Source organism: Streptomyces sp. NPDC028305, assembly GCF_055569495.1.
In genome coordinates this window covers 97593-118521 of the sequence record NZ_JBVHTN010000002.1, presented here as the reverse complement: position 1 = coordinate 118521, position 20929 = coordinate 97593, and the positions used below count along the sequence as shown (strand labels likewise).

The following is a 20929-nucleotide window of genomic DNA, read 5'->3' as shown; positions in this document are numbered from 1 at the left end:
GTCAGTACTCCCGGTTGAGGTCGGCCGCCGACACTCCGGACAGAGCCTTGCCCAGCGTCGGAACGGCGGCGATCAGCCTGCGTGTATAGGAATGTTGCGGATCCTCGTACACCTGCTCCGTGGGCCCGGACTCCACGATCTGTCCGCCGTTCATGACCGCGACCCGGTCGCACACATGGCGGACCACGGACAGGTCGTGGGAGACGAAGACCAGCGTGAGGGACAGCTCCTCGACGAGGTCGGCGATGAGGTTGAGCACCTGGGCCCGTACGGACACGTCCAGGGCGCTCACCGGCTCGTCGGCCACGATGATCTTCGGGCGGGGGGCGAGGGCACGCGCGATCGAGATGCGCTGCCGCTGGCCGCCGGAGAACTGGTGCGGATACCGGTCCGCCGCGTCGGCCCGCAGGCCGACGGCCTCCAGCAACTCGGCCACCCGCTCCCGGCGGTTCGGGTGCCCCTGTGCGACAAGCGGCTCGGCCACGATGTCGCCGACGCGCATACGCGGGTCCAGCGAACTCATCGGGTCCTGGAACACCAGTTGAAGCCGCTCACGGACGAACCCGAGCTGCCGCTCCCTGAGCCCGGTGATGTCCCGGCCGTCGATCGCGACGCCACCGCTGGTGGGGCGGTCGAGCCCGGCCAGAATCCGCAGCAGGGTCGACTTGCCGCACCCCGACTCGCCCACGATGCCGAACCGCTGCCCCTGGGGGACGTCGAAGCTGACGCCGCGCAGGGCGTGCACCGGCGGGCTGGGGTGGCGCAGCGAGGTACGAGGACGGTGGTAGACGCGTGTGACGTCACGGACGCTGATGGCGGTCGGCTGCTCAGCCACGGCCGGCCTCCTGGTTCATCGGTGTGCCCTTCGCGTGTGCGCGGCTCCCGGTTGCCGGGCTCTGTGCCGGGTGGAAGCAGGCGTAGCCGGAGTCCGGCCCGGTCGGGATCCATTCCGGCCGGGTGGCGCACGCCTCGGTCGCGTGGGCGCATCTGTTTCTGAAGACACATCCGGCGGGGAAGTGGCCCGCCGGCGGCACCGATCCGGGGATGGTGGCCAGCCGGCCGCGGTCGTCGACCACGGTCAGGTCCGACGCGCCGATCAGGCCCTGGGTGTAGCGATGCCGAGGACGGGTGAACACCTCCTGGACCGGCCCGGACTCCACCAGCCGCCCGCCGTACATGACCATGACCCGCTCGCAGGCGGTGGCCACCACGGCCAGGTCGTGGGTGATGAACAGCATGGCCGACCTGCGGTCCTGGACTCCCCGCACGATCAGGTCGAGCACCCGCGCCTGCACCGTGACGTCGAGCGCGGTGGTGGGTTCGTCGCAGACCAGGAGCGCGGGATCGTTCGCGAGGGCGATGGCCAGCACCACCCGCTGCCGCTGGCCCCCGGAGAACTGATGCGGGTAGGCCTGCGCGGCGGCCGCGGGGTCGGGGAGCCCCACCTGGGCGAGCAACTCCACGGCGGCGGCCCGGGCGGACGCCCGGTCGGGCCTGGTCCGGTGGACCAGGAGCACCTCGGCGATCTGCCGCCCCACCCTCATCGTGGGGTTCAGCGCGGTCATGGGCTCCTGGAAGACCATGGCCATCTCCTTGCCCCGCACCCGGGACATCCGCGCCTCGTCGGCACCGACCAGGTCGTGGTCGACTCCGGCGAGCCGCACCGAACCCGTGGCCCGCAGCCCTTCGGGGAGCAGGCCCATGACGCTCAGCGCGGTCAACGACTTGCCCGACCCCGACTCGCCGATCAGGCCGACCCGTTCGCCGGCCCGGATGGTGAAGCCGACATCCTCGACGAGCTTGCGGCCGCCCACCGTTACGTCGAGGTTCCGCACGGCCAGCACGTCGCCAGATACGTTGCCGGTCATCGGCGGTCCTCCAGCTTGGGGTCGAAACGGTCGCGGAGGCCGTCACCGAGCAGGTTGAACCCGAGCACGGCCACCGCGATCGCGATGCCCGGGAACACGGCGAGCCGGGGGGCCAGCGACAGCAGCTCCTGGCTCTCCTGGAGCATCCGGCCCCAGGACGGGGTGGGGGGCGGGGTGCCGAAGCCCAGGAAGGACAGCGCGGCTTCGGCGAGGACGGCGATGGCGAAGCCGACCGACGCCTGCACGATGACGAGGCTGCTGACGTTGGGCAGGACATGCCGCACGGCGATCGCGAACGGCCCGCGGCCCGCCGCGCGCGCCGCGGTGACGTATTCGGTCTTCATGACCTGCAACGTGCCGCCGCGGATCAGCCGGGCGAAATTGGGGATGGACGCGATGCCGATGGCGACCATCGCGACCAGCGTGCCGGCGCCGTAGACGGCGGCGAACATGATGGCCAGCAGGAGCGCCGGGAAGGCGAGCAGCAGGTCGTTGGCGCGCATCAGCAGCTCGCCGAGCCAGCGTGGCGCCATTCCGGCGGCGATGCCGAGGGGCACCCCGACCAGGGCGGCGACCCCCACCGCCACAAAACCGACGAACAGCGTGGTGCGCGAGCCGACCAGGATCTGGCTGAACACGTCACGGCCGAACTTGTCCGTGCCGAACCAGTACTCCAGCGACGGCTTCTCCAGCCGCGCCGAGGCGTTCACCAGGGTCGGGTCGTGCGGGGTCCACACGAAGGACAGCAGCGCCATGCCGACCACGACGGCGACGATGAGACCGCCCACCAGCAGGCTGCCCGTCACCGGGCGGCGCCGACGACGGATGTCGGGCACCGCGGACGCGGCGGCCTTGCTGTCCGGAGCGGACGTGGTGTCCGGAGCGCTCATGACGCACCGACCCTGAGCCGCGGGTCGATCACCAGATAGATGATGTCCACCAGGAAGTTCACCAGCAGCACCGCCATTGCGATGATCATGACCACGTCCTGCACCATGATGAGGTCCCGGTTGGAGACGCTGTCCAGCAGCAGGCTCCCGAGCCCGGGGATGACGAAGACCCGTTCAATGACGACGGCGCCCACCAGCAGCGTCGCGAGATGCAACGCCAGGACGGTGACCACGGGCACCGCCGCGTTCCGCAGGCCGTGCCGCAACAGCGCCTGCGTCGGGCGGAGTCCCTTGGCACGAGCGGTGCGCAGATAGTCCTCCCGGAGGACGTCGAGCACGGCGCTGCGGACATAGCGGGTGAGCATGGCCGCCTGCACCAGCCCGAGGGACAGCGCGGGCAGCACCAGTTGCTTGAGGAACATGACCGGATCCTGCGCCGGGGGTGTCCAGCCGTTCGCCGGCAGCCACCCGAGCCGCACCGCGAACACGGTGATCAGGAGGATGCCCGCGAGGAAGGCCGGGACGGCCACGCCGACCTGCGACAGGGCCGAGAGAACGAGCCCGGACGGCTTGCGGTGCCGCACCGCCATGAGCGTGCCCATGGGGATCGCCAGGAGGCAGGCGAACGCCATCCCGGCGCCGACGAGCCACAGGGTGACCTGGAGGCGGTCGGCGATCTGCGGGCCGATCGCCGTCTGTGAGATGTAGGAGTTGCCCGGGTCGAAGGTCACCAGTCCCTTGACCCAGCTGAAGTACTGGACCACGAGCGGCCGGTCGAGCCCGAACTGCTCGCGCAGTTGCGCCACCGCCGTGTCCGACGCGCTGACGCCGAGGGCGACGCGGGCCGGGTCTCCTGGCAGCACCGCCATGAACGCGAACACCAGGACGGAGCTCACGACAAGGCTGGCCAGGAGGATCCCGATCCGCTGCACCAGACGGACGATCATTTGTTGAGTCCGCCTTTCACGACCGGCCCAGGCCGGTGAGATCCAGGGACTCGGAGACGTTGTCCACGGGCAGGCCGGTGATGTTCTTGTCCGCCACCATCAGGTTCGGCAGCAGGAACAGCCAGTCGGCCGCGGCGTCCTTGGACAGCAGCCGGGCGGCCTCCCGCATGGCGGTGACCTGCTCCTCCTGGGTGCCCCGGTCCGCCTTCTTCAGCAACGCGCGGAATTCAGCGTTGTCGTAGTGGGTGTAGTAGCTCTTGTCCCCGAACACCGTCTGCATGTCCCGGGGTTCCAGGTGACTGATGATGGACATGTCGTAGTCGGCGTTCTTGAACACGGTGCTCAGCCAGGCGGCGGGGAACTCCAGCTGATCGAGGGTGACCTTGAACCCGGCCTGTTCGAGCTGGCTCTTGACCACGGTGCCGCACGCGGTGGCATAGGGCAGCGTCGGAATCCGCAGCCGCAGCGTACTGCCGGCTTCGCCGGACTCCTTGAGGAGCTTCTTGGCCTTGTCGCGGTCGTACGGATACTGGTTGGTGAGGTCCTGGTACCACGGGTCGGTCGGCGGGACCATGCTGCCGATGAGCTTGCCGCGCCCTGCCCAGCAGGTGTCAAGCAGGGCCTTGTGGTCGATGGCGTAGCGGACGGCCTGGCGGGCCTTCAGGTTCTTCAGCGGGCCCGAGCCGTTGTTGAGGGAGAGGACCACCTCGCCGTTGGTCGTGCCCTCGATGACCTTGTACGTCGGGTTGTTCGTGAACCGGTCCAGAGAATCCGGGGTCTGCATCGTGCCGATCACGTTGATGGTGCCCGTGAGCAGCGCGTTGTTCATGGCCGTCGGGTCCTTGAAGTACTTGAGGGTGACCGACGCGAAGTGCGGTTCGCTCCCCCAGTAGCCATCACGACGGGCCAGCGTGATCGAGTCGCCGCGGTTCCACTTCTTCACCACGTACGGGCCGGTGCCCACCGGCTCGGTGGCCAGCTTGCTCACGCCGGTCCGGCTGAACATCACGCCGACGCGGGTGGTCATCCGGTACAGCCAGTCGTTGCTCGGCTCTTTCAGGGTGACCTTGAGTTCGGTCGGTGACACCGCCCGCACCGTGTCGACGACGTCCATCTGCGCCTTCTGCGCGATGGTCCAGTCGGACTTGACGTGTTCGATGGAGAACTTCGCGTCCTCGGCGGTGAACGGTGCGCCACTGCTGAACTTGGCGTCCTTCACCAACTGGAACGTGTACGTCTTGCGGTCCTTGGACAGGCTCCACGACTTGGCCAGTTGGGGCTGGATCTTCCCGGACTGGTCGACCTTCACCAGGTTCTCGTAGACGTTGTAGAGCAGTGCCTGGGGAATGGCGGCACCCGCGGTCTTGGTGATGTCGAGGTTGGCCGGCTCGGCGTTGAGGCCGATCTTCAGGGCGTCGTCGGTCTTCCCGGACTTGCCGCTGCCACCGCCGTCTGCCGTGGACCCGGCCGAGCAGGCTGCCAGCAGTAGGGACGCGAGCGTGGCCGCGACCACCCCGGTGTGTCGCGTCAACTGCTTGTGGTCTCTCATAGGTTCTACCCCTGGCTTTCCATCGTGTGCAGGACAGCGGATGTCACATCCGCCGTGGTGGCGTTTCCGCCGAGGTCCGCCGTGTGGTGCCGGGCATCTCGCAAGGTGCCCGTCACCGCGTCACGGATGCGGCGAGCCGCGCTGGTGTGTCCGAGGTCGTCGAGCAGCAGCGCTCCGGACAGCATGCACGCCACCGGATTCGCCACACCCCTCCCGGCGATGTCGGGTGCGGAGCCGTGGACCGGCTCATAGACCCCCGGCACATCGGCGCCCGGAAGGATGTTGGCGCTGGGTGCCATGCCCATACCGCCGGCGAGCACCGCGGCGAGGTCGGACAGGATGTCGCCGAACAGATTGCCGGCGAGCAGGACATCGAGCGATCGCGGAGCCTGGATCATACGCGCGGCCATGGCGTCGACCAGCACGGTTTCCAACCGGACCGCCGGATACTGCTCGCCGACCTCGCGCACCACCCGGTCCCACAGCGGATAGCCGTAGCGCATCGCGTTGGACTTCGTCACCAGGCACAGCCGTCCCGACCGCCGGGAGGCCAGGGCGAAGGCATGGTGCGCCGCCCGCTCGATGACACGGCGGGAGTGCACCGCGATCTCGATGCCGAGATCGTGTCCGCTGCCGGCGTGCGCCACGCCGCCGGCGCCGACGTACTCGCCCTCGGTGTTCTCGCGAACGATGACCAGGTCCACGCCGTCGGTGTCGCGCACCTTGGTGGGCACGCCGGGGAACGCGCGCACCGGGCGGATGTTCACGGCGAGGTCGAGCTGCTGCCGCAGGCCGATGATCAGGCCCCAGACCAGTTCGTGATCCGGCACATCGGGACGTCCGACGGCGCCGAACAACACGGCGTCCGTCTTCTTGACGAGGTCGGCCGCATCGGCCGGCATCGCCGCCCCCTGCCGCAGGAACCGCTCGCCTCCCCAGTCGAACGAGGTCACGTCGAGCCGGTGGCCGTCGGCCTCCAGCGCGGCCTGGAGCACGGGCACGGTGGCCGCGACGACCTCAGGGCCGATTCCGTCACCAGGTATGACGGCGAGCCGCACGACGTTGGTGTCCCGCGCCATCAACGCACCTTCCCCTCTGACTGGCCTGACCAGTAAGCTGACTTGCCAGGTACCGTGACGACTGAGGCTGTACTTGTCAAGGGTTCGAATGCCCCGGGTATCGCGAGGGGCACCCGCCCAGCGGTAGCTGGGGGAGGAGGAGAGTGCGAGTGCTCACGGAACAGGGCCTGGCCGCCATGCCGGCCGTCGAGATGGTGACCCGATTCGCCGACCGCACGCTGTCGCCGGTCGAGGTCCACGACGCCGTCCAGTCGGTGATCGAGGCGCGCGAGAGCGTGCTCAACGCGTTCTGGGTGCGGGATCCGGACGAGTCCCGCAAGGCGGCCCTGGCCAGCGAGGCCCGATGGGCGGCGGGGGAACCGCTCGGCCCCATCGACGGCGTGCCCGTGACGCTCAAGGAGAACGTCGCCCGCAGAGGCGTCCCCATGCCCTCCGGCAACGCGGGGACGGATCCGGTCGTCCCCGAGGCGGACGCGCCCATCACCGCGCGGGTCCTCGAATCCGGTGGGGTGATCCTCGGGTCGACCGTGATGCCGGACTGGGGCATGCTCTCCTCGGGAGTCTCCAGCCGGCACGGCATCACCCGCAGCCCCTGGGACCCCGCCTGGACCACGGGCGGCTCCAGCTCCGGCGCGGGGGCCGCGGCTGCCGGAGGCTACGGCCCGCTCCACGTCGGCACCGACATCGGCGGGTCGATCCGGCTGCCGGGCACCTGGCTGGGCCTCGCCACGCTCAAGCCCAGCTACGGGAGGATCCCGCTGGACGCCCCGTACCTGGGGCGCGCCGCCGGCCCCATGACGCGCACCGTGGCGGACGCGGCCCTGTTCATGAGCATCCTGAGCCGACCGGATCCGCGGGACTGGTCGAGCCTGCCGCCGCAGGACATCGACTGGTCGGCACCGGTCGGCGAGGTGCGCGGACTTCGGGTGGGGGTGCAACTGGACGCGGGCTGCGGAGAGCCGTGCGACGCCGAGATCCTGACCGCGGTGAACCGTGCCGCCGCGGTCTTCGAGGCGGCGGGCGCCGTCGTGGAGCCGGTGGAGCCGTTCATGGGCCAGGATCTCCTGGACGACCTGGATCTGTTCTGGCGGGTGCGGTCCTGGAACGACTTCCGCGAACTGGCGGCCGAGGCCAAGCTGCGTGTCCACCCCAGCATCATCCGATGGTGCCAGGGGGGCGCGGATGTGCCGGGCACGCGGGTGCTCCAGTGCTACCAGCAGATCATGCGCATCCAGGAGCGGACCGTGGCGGCGACGCTCCCGTACGATCTGGTGCTTTCGCCGGTGGCTCCGGTTGCGGCGTTCCCCGCCGAGCAGCCGATGCCGTTCCTGGAGGACGCGAAGACGATGTCCCACATCGGCTTCACCGCGCCGTACAACATGTCGGGCCAGCCCGCGGCGACCGTGAACTGCGGCTTTACGGCGGACCGCAGGACCGTCGGGGTGCAGATCGCGGGCCCCCGTTTCGACGATCTCGGTGTTCTGAGGGCGGCCGCGTGGTACGAACGGAACCGGCCTGCCGAGGCGGTCCCGCACTGGCCGGACGGCGTCCCCGGGGCGACCACCGGAGAGACGGCCGGGGGAGAAACGACAACGCTCGAAGGGGAGAAGCCGTGAGTGACGGGGCACAGTTCCAGCAGGTCTCGCCGGTACGGCTCTACCAGCGCATCGTCGAGCAGATCGAGCAGGCGATCACGCGCGGTGATCTGAAGCCCGGTCAGCGGCTGCCGAGCGAGCGAGAGCTGGTGACCCAGTTCGGGGCGAGCCGGCCCACCGTGCGGGAGGCCCTGCGCGTACTGGAGAGCAACGGCCTCATCCGCTCGCGCCCGGGCGACCCGAACGGCCCGGAGATCCTGCCGTTCTCCTCGGCCGGCCTGACCAAGGAGATGACCCGGCTCGTCCAGTTCGACAATGTGTCGATGGCGGAGCTGATCTCGTTCCGCATGATTCTCGACGGGTCGGCGAGCATGCTCGCGGCCCGGCTGCGGTCCGAGGAGGAGCTGTCCGCCATGGAGCGGACGATCGCCGTCATGGCGGACGCGATCGAGACGGGGTACGACGAGTTCAGCAAGGCTGACGTCGCGTTCCATGAGGCGGTGGCCGTGGCCAGCCGCAACTCCCTCATCGAGGTCTGCAACCAGGTGGTCCGGGGCGCCGTCCTCTCGCTGATCTCGGACAAGGTCGCGCAGGCGCACAACCGCAAGGCGCTCATGCGGGAGTCGCTCCAGCACCACCAGGAGGTGCTGGAGGCGATCCGGGCCCGGGACGGCCTGGCGGCGGCGCGCATCTCGCGGCGCAAGCTCTACGACTACTACGCCGGGTACGTCCAGGAGAGCGAGCAGGGGCCGCTGCTCGCTCTCCTGGACGACGAAGAGAAGTAAACCTCTCGGTCAGACGTTGCGGCGGTACTGGCCGCCGACCTCGAAGAACGCCTCGGTGATCTGCTCGAGCGAGCAGACCCGGGCGGCGTCCATGAGGACGGTGAAGACGTTGTGGCCGCCCACCGCCGCGTCCTTGAGGGCGGCCAGGGCGGCCTGCGCCTGGTCGCGGTGGCGGGCCTGGAAGTCCCGTACGCGCTCCAGCTGGGACTCCTTCTCCTTCTCGGTGGCGCGCGCCAGCTCGATGGCGCCGGGCTCCGCGGTGTCCGCGTGCGGGCTGCGGAAGGTGTTGACCCCGATGATCGGCAGTGTCCCGTCGTGTTTGCGCTGCTCGTACAGCATCGACTCGTCCTGGATACGGCCGCGCTGGTAGCCGGTCTCCATGGCGCCGAGCACACCGCCGCGCTCGCTGATCCGCTCGAACTCGGCGAGCACCGCCGCCTCGACCAGGTCGGTGAGCTCATCGATGATGAACGACCCCTGGAGGGGGTTCTCGTTCATCGCGAGGCCCCATTCCCGGTTGATGATCAGCTGGATGGCCAGGGCCCGGCGGACCGATTCCTCGGTCGGGGTGGTCACCGCCTCGTCGTAGGCGTTGGTGTGCAGGCTGTTGCAGTTGTCGTAGATGGCGATGAGCGCCTGAAGGGTGGTGCGGATGTCGTTGAAGTCCATCTCCTGGGCGTGCAGGGAGCGGCCGGAGGTCTGGACGTGGTACTTCAGCTTCTGGCTGCGCTCGTTCGCCCCGTAGCGGTCCCGCATCGCCACCGCCCAGATGCGGCGGGCGACCCGGCCGAGCACGGAGTATTCGGGGTCCATGCCGTTGGAGAAGAAGAAGGACAGGTTCGGGGCGAAGTCGTCGATGTGCATGCCGCGCGCCAGGTAGGCCTCGACATAGGTGAAGCCGTTGGCCAGGGTGAAGGCCAGCTGGCTGATGGGGTTCGCCCCGGCTTCGGCGATGTGGTAGCCCGAGATGGACACCGAGTAGAAGTTGCGGACCTTGTGCGCGATGAACCACTCCTGGATGTCGGCCATCATCCGCAGGGAGAACTCGGTGGAGAACAGACAGGTGTTCTGGCCCTGGTCCTCCTTGAGGATGTCGGCCTGCACCGTGCCGCGCACGCTCGCCAGCGCGTGTGCGCGCAAGCGAGCGGCTTCCTCGGGTGACGGGTCGCGGCCCTCCGCCGCGCGGAACATTTCGACCTGCTGGTCGATCGCGGTGTTCAGGAAGAACGCCAGGATGGTCGGCGCGGGTCCGTTGATCGTCATGGAGACCGAGGTGGTCGGCGCGACCAGGTCGAAGCCGTCGTAGAGGGCCCGCATGTCCTCCAGCGTGGCCACCGACACTCCGGAGGTGCCGACCTTCCCGTAGATGTCGGGGCGTTCGCCGGGGTCGCGGCCGTAGAGGGTGACCGAGTCGAAGGCGGTGGACAGCCGGGTGGCCGGCTGGCCCTCGGAGAGCAGCTTGAAGCGCCGGTTGGTGCGGAAGGGATCGCCCTCGCCGGCGAACATCCGCGCCGGGTCCTCCCCGTCGCGCTTGAACGGGAACACCCCGGCCGTGAAGGGGAAGTAGCCGGGCAGGTTCTCCCGGCGCCAGAACCGCACCAGCTCCCCGTGGTCGGTGAACCTGGGCAGGGCGACGCGGGGGACCTTGTTGCCCGACAGGGACTCGCGGGTCAGCGTGGTGCGGATCTCCCTGTCGCGGACCTTCACCACCTGCTCGTCACCGGAGTAGGCGGCCACGACAGCGGGCCAGTTCCCGATCTGCTCCGTGATGTCGCGCGGGAGCCGCCGACGGGCGTCGTCGAGCAGCGACTGGACGTTTCCGGCGTCCGAGCCCGCCTCGACGAGCTCACCCCTGACCGCGTCCAGGCGCTGCGCCCGGCGGGCCGCCTCGGCCAGCCGCTCGGTCTCCGCGTGGTATCCGCGGACCGTCTCGGTGATCTCGGCGAGGTAGCGCACCCGGTCCGCGGGCACCACCTGCCGGATGCCCGAGGAGTGGCGTACGTCGACCGGCGGCAGCGCGCCCTCGGACAGCGGCAGGCCCTGCCCGGCCAGGGTGGTCCTCAGGTGCTGGTAGAGCGCGGTGACACCGTCGTCGTTGAATGTGGCCGCCGAGGTGCCCAACACCGGCATGTCCTCGGGCCGCTTGCCGAACGCCTCACGGTTGCGGACCAGTTGGCGGCCCACGTCACGCAGTGCGTCCTTGGCGCCGCGCCGCTCGAACTTGTTGATCGCCACCACATCGGCGAAGTCGAGCATGTCGATCTTCTCCAGCTGCGAGGCGGCGCCGAACTCCGGCGTCATCACATACATCGAGGTGTCGACGAACGGCACGATCGCCGCGTCCCCCTGGCCGATGCCCGGCGTCTCCACGATGACCAGGTCGAACCCGGCGGCCTTGACCACGTCGATCACGTCGGACAGATGCTCGGGCAGCTCGCGGCTGCCGCGCGTGGCGAGGCTCCGGAAGAAGACCCGGTGTCCGTCCAGGGAGTTCATCCGGATCCGGTCACCGAGCAGCGCACCGCCGCCACGGCGGCGGGTCGGGTCGACCGCGATGACCGCGATGCGTAGCTCGCCCTGCTGGTCGAGACGGAAGCGGCGCACCAGTTCGTCGGTGAGCGACGACTTCCCCGAGCCGCCGGTGCCGGTGATGCCGAGCACCGGCGTGCCCCGCTCCGCGGCGGCGGCGCGCAGCTGTCCCAGGAGATCCGGGGGCAGTTTGCCGAGCTCGGCGCCGGTGATGGCGCGGGCGATCGCGAACCGGTCGCCGGCGAGTATGGCGGCGGCATCAGCCGGCCCGCCGTCCCAGAGGTCGAAGTCGCAATCCCGGATCACCGAGTTGACCATCCCGGCGAGGCCCAGCCGCTGGCCGTCCTCGGGAGAGAAGATGGTCACTCCGCTCTCGCGCAGCCGGGCGATCTCCTCGGGCACGATGACGCCGCCTCCGCCGCCCACCACGCGGACGTGTTCCGCTCCCCGCTCGCGCAGCGACTCGGCCAAGTACTCGAAGTACTCCACATGTCCGCCCTGGTAGGAGGAGACCGCGACGCCGTGTGCGTCCTCCTCGAGCACCGCGTCCACGACCTCGCGCACGGACCGGTTGTGTCCGAGGTGGATCACCTCGGCCCCCTGCGACTGGAAGATCCGCCGCATGATGTTGATCGACGCATCGTGCCCGTCGAACAGCGCCGAAGCCGTAACCAGGCGGACAGGGTGCACGGGTCGGTGCAGATCGCTCATGAGGGCCTTCCCAGACAGGTCAGGATCGCTGACCGTATAGATACTAGGACGTCCTAGTAAATTACTGAAGGTGAGAAGGGTGTGAAGAGAGGCACAGTGCGCGTGCGTCTTATTCCAGCCGGAGATCCTTCAGCATCTCGTGTGCCGGCAGCAGCGACGGGCCGTACCAGGTGATCAGCCGACCGCTGACCAGGCGGGTCGGGGTGCGGTGGAAGGCCTCGGGGCCGTCGCTCTCGGTGAACACATAGGGCTCGTCGGGCAGCAGGACGACGCCCACGTCCGGTCGGTCGATCTCCTCCAGCGCCACATGCGGGTAGCGATCCGGGTGCTCGGCGAACGCATTGGCGATACCGGCCCGGCGCAGAAGGTCACCGGTGAAGGTGGACCTCCCGACCACCATCCAGGGATCCCGCCAGACCGGAACCGCCGCGGTGGCCGTGGCCTCGGGGACGGGCCCCGACCACAGCTCTCGTGCCGCGTCGAGCCAGTCGGGGACCGGAGCTCGGAGCGCCTCGGTGAACAGCCGCTCGAGCGAGTCCAGGGCTTGTGGGACGGTCTCGATGACGGTCACCCACACGGGCACTCCCGCGGCGCGCAACCGGGTGACGTCGAGTTCGCGGTTCTCCTCCTTGTTGGCGATCACGAGGTCCGGCCGCAGCCGGACGATCGCCGCCCGGTCGGGGTTCTTGGTGCCTCGCACGCGCACCACGTCGAGGTCGCCCGGATGAGTGCACCACTGGGTCGCCCCGACCAGGGCGTCCGGATGTCCTACGGCGACCGCCTCCGTGAGCGACGGCACGAGGGACACCACCCGGCGTGGCGGACGGGCCAGGTCCACAGCGGTGCCCATGTCGTCGTACAGCAGCGGCATGACTGCTTCCCTCGCTTCTCTCGGTGTGACGGATCCATCGTGGTGAAGCGGCCTCCGAACAGCCCCGGGCGTCATAGTCGACCGGTCGTAAACTGGCTTCATGGGACGGACCAGTGATGCTCGCGAGAGAATTCTGAGCGCCGCGCGGTCGCTCATCGAAACACACGGCTACTCGGCCCTGGGGGTGGCCGAGATATGCAGGACGGCCGGCGTACCCAAGGGGAGCTTCTACTACTTCTTCGATTCGAAGGAGTCCCTCGCGCTGGCCGTCATCGACGAGCACTGGACCGGTCAGAAGCGCACCTGGACGGCCGCTCTCAGCGGTGACGCCCAACCGCTGCTGCGTCTTCGCCGGCTGTTCGAGGAGACGGCGGCCGGCCTCCACGCCGCCCAGCAGAGCTGCGGCACCGTCTCGGGGTGTCTGTTCGGGAATCTCACCCTGGAGCTGTGCAACCAGACCGAGGCCATCCGCACCCGGCTTCAGGAGATCTTCGACGCGCAGGTCGAGATGGTCGACTCGGTCATCAACGAGGCCCGCGAGCGGCAGGAGGTCGAGGTGGCCGAGACGCGGGAAGCCGCGCGGGCTGTGGTTGCCCAGCTCGAGGGTCAGGTGCTGTTCGCCAAGCTCTACAACAGCACCGACCGGCTCGGTCCCTTGTGGCAGAACTGCCTTGCCCTGCTCGGCGCCCGTGCGCCGCGGGAGGCCGTGGCCGGAGCCTGACGCTCGCCCGCCGCGACGACGCGACGGGCGAGGCCAGGGCGTATCCGGATTCAGAAGCCGTCGGGGGCTTCCTGGGACACCCTTCGCGCCTCCCCGGGTATCGGCTGTGGTGCCGGAGCGCCGTGGCGCACCACCATCACGTGGTTCGGGAAGCCGATGCGCAGCACTGCGGCTGCCCCGGCGGCTGCCAGGACCACCACGGCGGCCAGGATCAGGGCCTGGTGATAGCCGTGGCGGAGCAATGGCGCAACGGCCAGGGGGCCGAGGATCTGACCGACGGAGTATCCGGCGGTCAGGAGCGCGACCGAGCGGGGAAATCGCAGGTGGGCCCCCGCGGCGAGGGCCAGGGTGCTGACGCCGATGAGGGTGGCGCCGAACAGGGCCGCGGAGACGAGGGCAGCCGCCGCACCCCCGACGAGCGCCGGCAGAGCGATGCCGGCCGCTTGGACGACGAGCGCGACGAGCAACAGATCAGGGCGGGACCAGCGGCGCCCGAGCCGTGCCCACAGCGCCGAGGACGGTACGGCCGCCAGACCGACCAGCACCCAGGCGCCGCTGCCGAGCCACCCCGGAGAGCTCTGCTCGATCGCGGCGACGATGTAGCCGACGCCTTCCAGGCTGTAGGAGGTGAACAGCAAGCCGAACCAGCGATGCGTGCGGATCCTCGGCCCACCGGCCGCCGCCCTGCCCCGTTCCGCGGTGATCGCGGGAGCCGGCTCGGGGCGCAGGTTCCACGAGGCGACGGTGAGGACGGCGGCGAGGGCCGCCGAGGCCCACCAGGCGGCCCGCCAGTCGGCGACAGAACGCACGGTGAGGACCAGGAAGCCGGACAGGGCGATGCCGGCGCCCACTCCGCCGAAGGCCCAGCCCGGCAGGTGGGCGGGGTGCTCGCGCAGATGGCTGTGGAGCGAGCTGACGGCGATGACGAAGATCAGTGCGCTGGCGACGCCGGCCAGCAGCCGCAGCGCGGAGCGCTTCCCCCGGCCGCCGGCCGGTCGCCGCGGTCGGATCGGACGGCGGCCGACGTATCGGGGCCGGGAGGAACGGTCACTTCACGTCGGGTCTCCACGCCCTCATCATCGGCCCGCCGTCAGAAGCCGGGCCACGACCGGCCGTCTCTCTCCTGGGAGGCATGGCCTCTCACCGACGTACGATGGCGGGCGTGGAGCTGCGCCAACTTCGATACTTCGTCGCCGTGGCCGAGGAGCTGAACTTCGGCCGGGCCGCCGAGCGGCTCCTGATCGCCGGACCATCCCTGTCCCAGCAGATCAAGGCGCTGGAACGCGACCTGGGGGTGCGCCTGTTCGACCGCGACCGCCGTTCCGTGTCCCTCACCCCGGCCGGCTCGGCCCTGCTCCCGCACACCCGCGCGCTGCTGGAACGCGCCGACGACCTGCAACGACGTGCGCGTCGGTTCTCGGGCTCGGAACCGGTCCGGCTCGGCTACGTCAACTGGCGTCCCGCCGACCTGATCGCCCGCACGTCCGCCGTGGCCCAAGTCCACATCGACGCGTGGGTCGCCCCCTCGCACAGCCAGGCCGCCCGGGTCGCCGACGGGAGCCTGGACCTCGCCGTGTGCTGGGTGCGCACCGCGGACCTGGAGCGGCACCATCTGCGCGCCCGGCTCATCGGCGCCGACCGGCTCCATGCCGTCGCCACCGGCAAGGACACCGGTGAGGTGACCGCCCGGGACACCGTCGTCCTCCTGGACGACGACATCACCTCCTGGTCGTCCTGGAACGCCTACGCCGAGCAACTGGCCAGGGACACCGGGGCCCACGCGATACGCATCTCCGACGGCGGCATCACCGGCCCCGCCTTCTTCGACCACGTCCGCCGCAGCGGCCGCCCGGTCATCAACTCTCCCAAGGGCCAGACCACCCCGCTCCCGCCGGACCTGGTCCAACGCCCCGTCGTCGCACCGCAGATCCGCTGGACCTGGTCCCTGGTGTGGCGCAGCGGCGAAGTCCGTACCTCGGTCCTCGCCGTCGTCGACGCCCTCTGCGACGGTGTCGGCGACTTCGGAATCCACGGCCCGGATGCCTGGCTGCCCGACGGCGACCCGTATCGGCGCTAGGAACCTCCACCACTCCCCCGCCCCCCGACGTGCACTGGGAGTCCAGGCCTCTCAGGTGCGAGGGAGCAAGTCCCGGCCCAAGCGCTCTTGACCTTTGACTTCGCCCGGCCGGCCGCCTAGCTTCTCGAATAGGCGACCGGTCGGCTAGCTCCTCCGTCCGGTCGCGAACATCCCCACCCCATCCCGGAGAAGGTCATCATGAGCACTCAGAAGGTCGCAGTCATCACCGGCGGCTCGCAGGGCATCGGCGCCGGTCTCGTCGACGCCTACCGCAACCTCGGCTACGGCGTCGTCGCCACCTCCCGCACCATCGCCCCCTCCGACGACGCGGCTGTCCTGACCGTCCCGGGCGACATCGCCGACCCGGCCACCGCCGAGCGTGTCATCGCCGCCGCCATCGAGCGCTTCGGCCGCGTGGACACCCTGGTCAACAACGCCGGAATCTTCGTCGCCAAGCCCTTCACCGAGTACACCCAGGACGACTACGCCACCGTGATCGGTGTGAACCTCACCGGCTTCTTCCGCATCACCCAGCTGGCCGTCGAGCGGATGCTCGCCCAGGGCGGCGGTCACATCGTCAACATCACCACCAGCCTGGTCGACAACGCCGACTCGCGAGTCCCCTCCGTGCTGGCCTCGCTGACCAAGGGCGGCCTCCAGTCCGCCACCAAGTCACTCGCCATCGAGCACGCCACCCGCGGCATCCGCGCCAACGCCGTCTCGCCCGGCACCATCAAGACGCCCATGCACCCCGAGGAGACCCATGAGGACCTCGCCGCGCTGCACCCGGTCGGCCGGATGGGCGAGCAGAGCGACATCGTGGACGCGGTGATCTACCTGGAGAACGCCCCGTTCGTCACCGGCGAGATCCTCCACGTCGACGGCGGCATGAGCGCGGGTCACTGAAGGAGAACAGGCATGACGGACACCGAAGCGATCCTGCATGACGTGCTCGGCCGGTGGAAGGCGGGCGTCGACAACCACGAGCCCGATCGGGTCGCGTCCCTCTTCACCGAAGACGCGATCTTCCAGGGGTTGCATCCCTACAGCGTGGGCAGGCAGGGCGTCGCCGACTACTACGCGTCCCAGCCCCTGGGCTTGTCAGCCGCCTACCGGATTGTGGAGAGCAGGCGCCTCTCCGAAGACATCGTGCTCGGCTACCTGGCCGTCGACTTCTCGTTCACGGACCGGCCGACGATCGGCGTCAACCTCCTCGTCCTGCTGAAGCGCTCGGAAGCCGGCTGGTTCATCAGCCATTACCAGGTCTCCCGCCTCGGCGAGCACTGATGTCGCCGATGGTCCGCGGCCCGGGCGGCCGGGCTTCGAAACAACCCCCGATCCGGTACGAAGGCAGAACACAGCATGCGTAACACCACTCTGGGCACCCGCGGACCGCGGGTCGGCGTCATCGGCCTGGGCGCCATGGGAATGAGCTTCCTTTACGACATGGCCGCCCCGCGCGATGAAGCGACGTCGGTCTCCGTCATCCACCAGGCCCTCAACCTGGGCGTGACCTTGATCGACACCGCTGATGTCTACGGTCCCCACACCAACGAGGAACTCGTCGGCCGGGCCCTGACCGGCCGGCGCGACCGCGCGGTGCTCGCCACCAAGGTCGGCCGGGTGGTCGTCGACCCCACCGGCGGCCCCGACAACCTTCCCATCCTCGCCGGCAACGGACGTCCCGAGCACATCCGTGCCTCCATCGACGCCAGCCTGCGCCGCCTGAACACCGACCACGTCGACCTCTACCAACTCCACCGCGTCGACCCCCAGGTCCCGATCGAGGAAACCTGGGGCGCCATGGCCGAGGCCGTGGCCGCCGGCAAGGCCCGCCATCTGGGCCTGTCCGAGGTCACCGTCGAGCAGATCCAGCGCGCCCGGGCCGTGCACCCGGTCACCACCGTGCAGTCGGAGTTCTCCCTGTGGACCCGCGGCGTCCAGGCCGAGGTCCTGCCCTACTGCCGACAGCACGGCATAGGCCTCCTGCCGTACTCGCCACTGGGCCGCGGCTTCCTCGCCGGCCGCTTCACCTCCTTCGACCAACTGCCGCACAACGACCACCGGCGACGCCTGCCACGCTTCCAGCAGGACAACCTGCGGGCCAACCTCGCCATCGCGGCCAAGGTCCGCGAAGTCGCCGACCGGGTCGAAGCCACTCCCGCGCAGGTCGCCCTCGCCTGGCTCGTCGCCCAGGGCCCACACGTCGTGCCCATCCCCGGCACCAAGACCCCGGCATACCTCGTCGACAACGCGGGTGCGGCAGATCTCCGGCTGTCTCCGGCCGACCTCGCCGACCTCGACGCCGTCCCGCCCGCCGTCGGCGCCCGGTGATGACCGTCCCACCCGGGCTGAACGCAGCGGTCACGCTGCCTTTCATGGCCGCGTCCCGTTCCCGAACCCCGTCCATCGCAGCTCGGCCGGCAGGTGGCCCATGTCGTTGTACAGCACCACCGTCGGCGCCATGCCATCGCGGTACTCGATCGCCGTCAGTGCCGTGTTCCCGCAGTTCAGCCCCAGCCAGCGCACCGGTGGCGCGTCGAGGGCGTGCCGGAGCAGCCAGGCCACCTGATAGGCATGGGTGACCAGGACCTCGTGCGTCTCGGCTTCGGCGGGGCGCGCGAATCTGTCGGTGAGGGCATCGGCGAGGCGTGAGCCCGCCGCGGCCTCCTCGGCGTCGTACCCGTCGAAGAACGCCGCCCACGCCGGTGGCGCCTCGTCCGGTACATGCGGTACGTGATCGACCAGTTCGGCCGCTTCCCGCACGGTGGCCTCCGGAAGGTGCCTGCCGACGATCCGCGCGGACCGCACTGCCCTGGGCAGCGGGGAATGCCACACCGCGTCGATCGGAAGTCCGGCCAGGCGCCGCCCGAGCAGTTCCGACTGCCGCTGCCCGACGTCGGTCAGCTCGCCGAACGGGTCCGCCGCGCCGTGCCTTGCCAGATATACGTGCCGAGTCGGCATCGCCGATCTCCTTTCGGGGTCTTGCCTGTCATCAGGCGCGGGAGGATCGCAGTGCGGCATGGGCCGCTTCGAGCCGCTGGGATTCGTCGCGTTCGGAGTGGTCCCCCGAGGTGGCGTCGGCCCATTCGAGCAGTCGGTGGAGGCGCTCGTCGGCCGCGTTCGTGATGACGCGGTGGCTGCCGAGGGCGACCTCGCCGCTGGTCCCGTCGATGGTCACGAGGGTGCCGTCGCCGAGGGTGCGCCCGCCGGCCGTCACGGTGCCGTTGCCGACATCGACGGTCAGGTCGGCGGCGCCCACGACCGCGGGCTTTCCCATGGATCGCGCGACGACCGCGGCGTGGCTGGCCGGCCCGCCGCGAGCGGTGACGATTCCCGCGGCGGCGGCGAGGCCGTGCATGTCATGGGGAGAGGTCTCGGGGCGCACCAGGATGACCGGGGCGCCTTCGGCCATGCGTACCGCCCGGTCCGCCGTGGTCGCCACCCGGCCGACCGCGACACCGGGGCAGGCGCCGAGACCCCGGGCGAAGACATCGGCCTCCTCGGGCGACGCCATACGTGGTGTGCGGACCTGCCGGAGATGGATCGGCGAGACTCTGAGGAGCGCTTCGTGGCGTTCGATGACGCGCTCGTCGGCGAGTTCGGTGGCCACGCGCACCGCGGCGCCTCCGACGAACCGGCCGGGCCGGACCTGAAGAATCCACAGCTCGCCGGCCTGGAACGTGAACTCGACGTAGCAGGCGTCGCGGTAGTGCCCCTCGATCCGGCGCAGGGCGTCGAGCAGCTCCGCCCACACCGCCGGCTCCCGCTCGGCGAGTTCGCGCAGCGGCCGGGGCATCGATCTGCCGGAGACGACGTCCTCTCCTTGGTGTCCGAACAGGACGTCGCCGAAGGGGGTGTTCTCACCGGTGTTGGGATCGCGGCTGAACGCGACTCCGGTGCCGCTGCGGTCGTCGCGGTTCCCGAACACCATCCTCTGGACGATCACGGCCGTTCCGAGGTCGTGCGGGATGTCGTGCAACGCGCGATAGGTGTGTGCGCGTGGTGTGTCCCAGGACGAGAACACGGCCTCGACCGCCAACGCCAGCTGACGGGTCGCGTCGTCGGGGATCGGCTGTCCGCACCGTTCTCGGACGAAGTCCTCGACCGCCTTCATCTCCTCGGTGAGGCGCGCTTCCGCGTCCTTGGCCCCTCCCCCGTGGGCGGCTCCCACGTCGCCCGCGCCCTCGTTCATGACCGCGTTCGTGACCGCGGAGGCGAAGCTCGACAGGAAGCGCAGCCGCGAGTCCAGCGCGAACGGCCGGTCGCCCGTCTCGGCGGCAAGGCCCTCGGTGGCTTCGGTCGTGAGGCCGAGGTTGAGGACCGTGCTCATCATGCCGGGCATCGACACACCGGCCCCGGAGCGCACGGACACCGCCAGCGGTCTCCTCGGCCGGCCGAAGGCACGCCCGGTGGAGCGTTCGAGACCGGCGATGGCCGTCGTGAGCTCGTCGCCGAGTCCGTCGGGCAGATGTCCTTCCCGCAGGAAGGCACGGCATGCGTCCGCGGTGATGACGAACCCGGCGGGCACCGGCAACCCGAGACGGTGCAGAAGGACCAGGCCAAGTGCCTTGCCACCCAGCGTCTCCGCCGTCTCCTCGACCTCGGCGGAGATCGCGCGAATCCACCTCATCGCGGCAACCCGAGGGTGACGAGCAGGTCTTCGTGCAGCTCCGCCCATATGGTGTGGTACGAGGCGGTGCTGTCGGTCACATACTCCAGCGCGCCGGAGGCGGCGCGGTCGAGCGCTCCCGCGAGGCGGTCGCGGTAACGGCCGAATCGCGACAGCGCCGCGGACAGCTCGTCGCAGACAGGGGCGGCGCGCCGGTCGAGATCGGCGAATCGGTCGAGGACCCGGGAGTCGTAGGCGGGGTCGCTGTGGTCGTTGGCGTTCATGACGCCGTCGACGGCTCGGAGCTGCCATGCCGTGCAGAGGTCGAGCAGCTCAGGGTTGAGAACGAGAAACCGCTCGAATGCCGCCTGAACGGCTCCGCGGGCGCCGGCCGATTCGAGTTCGTCGGTGATTCGCCCGGCGTCCGCGGCGCGGCCGGCGTCCGTGAGCATCCAGAAGGACATGTCGCCGGACATCCGCGCCACGAGGCCCTCGGCCCCGAGATCGATGAGCTCGGACTCGACGTCGAACTCGCCGAGTCCCGTGGCCAAGTGGAGACGGGCGAGGCTGGCGGCGCCGACGCAACGCAGGGCGTGCAGCACCAACAGACTGGTGTCCGTCGTATGGGTTTCGGACCAGGTCATATCGTGCCCCACGCGATCTCCGATGCTCATGTTTTCCCGATGACTTCATCA

General features: G+C 69.9%; 18 protein-coding genes and 1 pseudogene. 7 read left to right on the top strand and 12 right to left on the bottom strand.

The window, feature by feature from the left end; all coding sequences use genetic code 11:
- Position 1 precedes the first annotated feature (1 nt).
- From ACZ4WQ_RS07380 to ACZ4WQ_RS07355, 6 genes are read right to left on the bottom strand one after another with little or no spacing between them, the layout of a single operon-like run.
- Positions 2-835: an ATP-binding cassette domain-containing protein gene (locus ACZ4WQ_RS07380; protein WP_352127197.1), complete on the bottom strand. Its 834-nt coding sequence runs from the start codon at positions 833-835 to the stop codon at positions 2-4.
- On the bottom strand, positions 828-1868 hold the full coding sequence (locus ACZ4WQ_RS07375; protein WP_398374083.1) for an ABC transporter ATP-binding protein: 1041 nt from the start codon (positions 1866-1868) through the stop codon (positions 828-830). Before ACZ4WQ_RS07375 ends, ACZ4WQ_RS07380 begins: the two co-directional genes overlap by 8 nt.
- Positions 1865-2758, bottom strand: a complete 894-nt coding sequence (locus ACZ4WQ_RS07370; protein WP_311721925.1) for an ABC transporter permease — start codon at positions 2756-2758, stop codon at positions 1865-1867. The genes ACZ4WQ_RS07375 and ACZ4WQ_RS07370 overlap by 4 nt, the downstream gene beginning before the upstream one ends.
- Positions 2755-3705, bottom strand: a complete 951-nt coding sequence (locus tag ACZ4WQ_RS07365) for an ABC transporter permease (RefSeq protein ID WP_398374082.1) — start codon at positions 3703-3705, stop codon at positions 2755-2757. The genes ACZ4WQ_RS07370 and ACZ4WQ_RS07365 overlap by 4 nt, the downstream gene beginning before the upstream one ends.
- 16 nt (positions 3706-3721) lie before the next feature.
- Positions 3722-5254: an ABC transporter substrate-binding protein gene (locus ACZ4WQ_RS07360; RefSeq protein WP_385343972.1), complete on the bottom strand. Its 1533-nt coding sequence runs from the start codon at positions 5252-5254 to the stop codon at positions 3722-3724.
- Between the two features lie 5 nt (positions 5255-5259).
- Positions 5260-6333 (bottom strand): isocitrate/isopropylmalate dehydrogenase family protein, encoded by a 1074-nt coding sequence (locus ACZ4WQ_RS07355; RefSeq protein ID WP_398374081.1) that lies wholly within the window; start codon positions 6331-6333, stop codon positions 5260-5262.
- A 149-nt stretch (positions 6334-6482) separates the two neighbouring features.
- Between ACZ4WQ_RS07355 and ACZ4WQ_RS07350 the strand changes: the two genes are divergently transcribed.
- The gene (locus tag ACZ4WQ_RS07350; RefSeq protein ID WP_385343978.1) at positions 6483-7949 is read left to right on the top strand and encodes an amidase; all 1467 of its coding nucleotides are present in this window, start codon (positions 6483-6485) and stop codon (positions 7947-7949) included.
- A complete protein-coding gene (locus ACZ4WQ_RS07345) occupies positions 7946-8713 on the top strand; it encodes a FadR/GntR family transcriptional regulator (RefSeq protein WP_311721919.1) in 768 nt (255 codons plus the stop codon). The genes ACZ4WQ_RS07350 and ACZ4WQ_RS07345 overlap by 4 nt, the downstream gene beginning before the upstream one ends.
- A 9-nt stretch (positions 8714-8722) precedes the next feature.
- On the opposite strand, the gene icmF is transcribed toward ACZ4WQ_RS07345, so the two are convergent.
- Together icmF and ACZ4WQ_RS07335 are read right to left on the bottom strand one after the other, a co-directional pair.
- The gene (icmF, locus tag ACZ4WQ_RS07340) at positions 8723-11953 is read right to left on the bottom strand and encodes a fused isobutyryl-CoA mutase/GTPase IcmF (RefSeq protein ID WP_398374080.1); all 3231 of its coding nucleotides are present in this window, start codon (positions 11951-11953) and stop codon (positions 8723-8725) included.
- Positions 11954-12062: 109 nt separating this feature from the next.
- Entirely contained in the window at positions 12063-12824 is a 762-nt protein-coding gene (locus ACZ4WQ_RS07335; RefSeq protein WP_311721917.1) for a helical backbone metal receptor, read from the bottom strand.
- A gap of 100 nt (positions 12825-12924) precedes the next feature.
- Between ACZ4WQ_RS07335 and ACZ4WQ_RS07330 the strand changes: the two genes are divergently transcribed.
- Positions 12925-13545, top strand: coding sequence for a TetR/AcrR family transcriptional regulator (locus ACZ4WQ_RS07330; RefSeq protein WP_311721916.1), 621 nt, complete (start codon positions 12925-12927; stop codon positions 13543-13545).
- A gap of 50 nt (positions 13546-13595) precedes the next feature.
- On the opposite strand, the pseudogene ACZ4WQ_RS07325 reads toward ACZ4WQ_RS07330, so the two are convergent.
- Positions 13596-14510: pseudogene (locus ACZ4WQ_RS07325) on the bottom strand (YbfB/YjiJ family MFS transporter); the annotation flags it as partial.
- Positions 14511-14698: 188 nt separating this feature from the next.
- Between ACZ4WQ_RS07325 and ACZ4WQ_RS07320 the strand changes: the two are divergent.
- The 4 genes from ACZ4WQ_RS07320 to ACZ4WQ_RS07305 all read left to right on the top strand — a co-directional run bounded on the left by ACZ4WQ_RS07320 (position 14699) and on the right by ACZ4WQ_RS07305 (position 17956).
- Complete coding sequence (locus ACZ4WQ_RS07320; RefSeq protein ID WP_398374432.1) at positions 14699-15622, top strand: LysR family transcriptional regulator; 924 nt, start codon at positions 14699-14701, stop codon at positions 15620-15622.
- Positions 15623-15820: 198 nt separating this feature from the next.
- The gene (locus tag ACZ4WQ_RS07315) at positions 15821-16528 is read left to right on the top strand and encodes an SDR family NAD(P)-dependent oxidoreductase (protein ID WP_311721915.1); all 708 of its coding nucleotides are present in this window, start codon (positions 15821-15823) and stop codon (positions 16526-16528) included.
- Between the two features lie 12 nt (positions 16529-16540).
- On the top strand, positions 16541-16909 hold the full coding sequence (locus ACZ4WQ_RS07310) for a nuclear transport factor 2 family protein (RefSeq protein ID WP_385343988.1): 369 nt from the start codon (positions 16541-16543) through the stop codon (positions 16907-16909).
- Positions 16910-16984: 75 nt separating this feature from the next.
- Positions 16985-17956 carry an aldo/keto reductase gene (locus tag ACZ4WQ_RS07305; protein ID WP_398374079.1) on the top strand — a complete coding sequence of 324 codons (972 nt, stop codon included), beginning with the start codon at positions 16985-16987 and terminating at the stop codon, positions 17954-17956.
- Between the two features lie 42 nt (positions 17957-17998).
- On the opposite strand, the gene ACZ4WQ_RS07300 is transcribed toward ACZ4WQ_RS07305, so the two are convergent.
- From ACZ4WQ_RS07300 to ACZ4WQ_RS07290, 3 genes are read right to left on the bottom strand one after another with little or no spacing between them, the layout of a single operon-like run.
- The gene (locus ACZ4WQ_RS07300) at positions 17999-18586 is read right to left on the bottom strand and encodes a histidine phosphatase family protein (protein WP_398374078.1); all 588 of its coding nucleotides are present in this window, start codon (positions 18584-18586) and stop codon (positions 17999-18001) included.
- 31 nt (positions 18587-18617) lie between these two features.
- Positions 18618-20255, bottom strand: a complete 1638-nt coding sequence (locus ACZ4WQ_RS07295) for a pyruvate, phosphate dikinase (protein ID WP_398374077.1) — start codon at positions 20253-20255, stop codon at positions 18618-18620.
- Positions 20252-20878: a transcriptional regulator gene (locus ACZ4WQ_RS07290; protein ID WP_361182422.1), complete on the bottom strand. Its 627-nt coding sequence runs from the start codon at positions 20876-20878 to the stop codon at positions 20252-20254. The genes ACZ4WQ_RS07295 and ACZ4WQ_RS07290 overlap by 4 nt, the downstream gene beginning before the upstream one ends.
- Between the last annotated feature and the right edge of the window lie 51 nt (positions 20879-20929).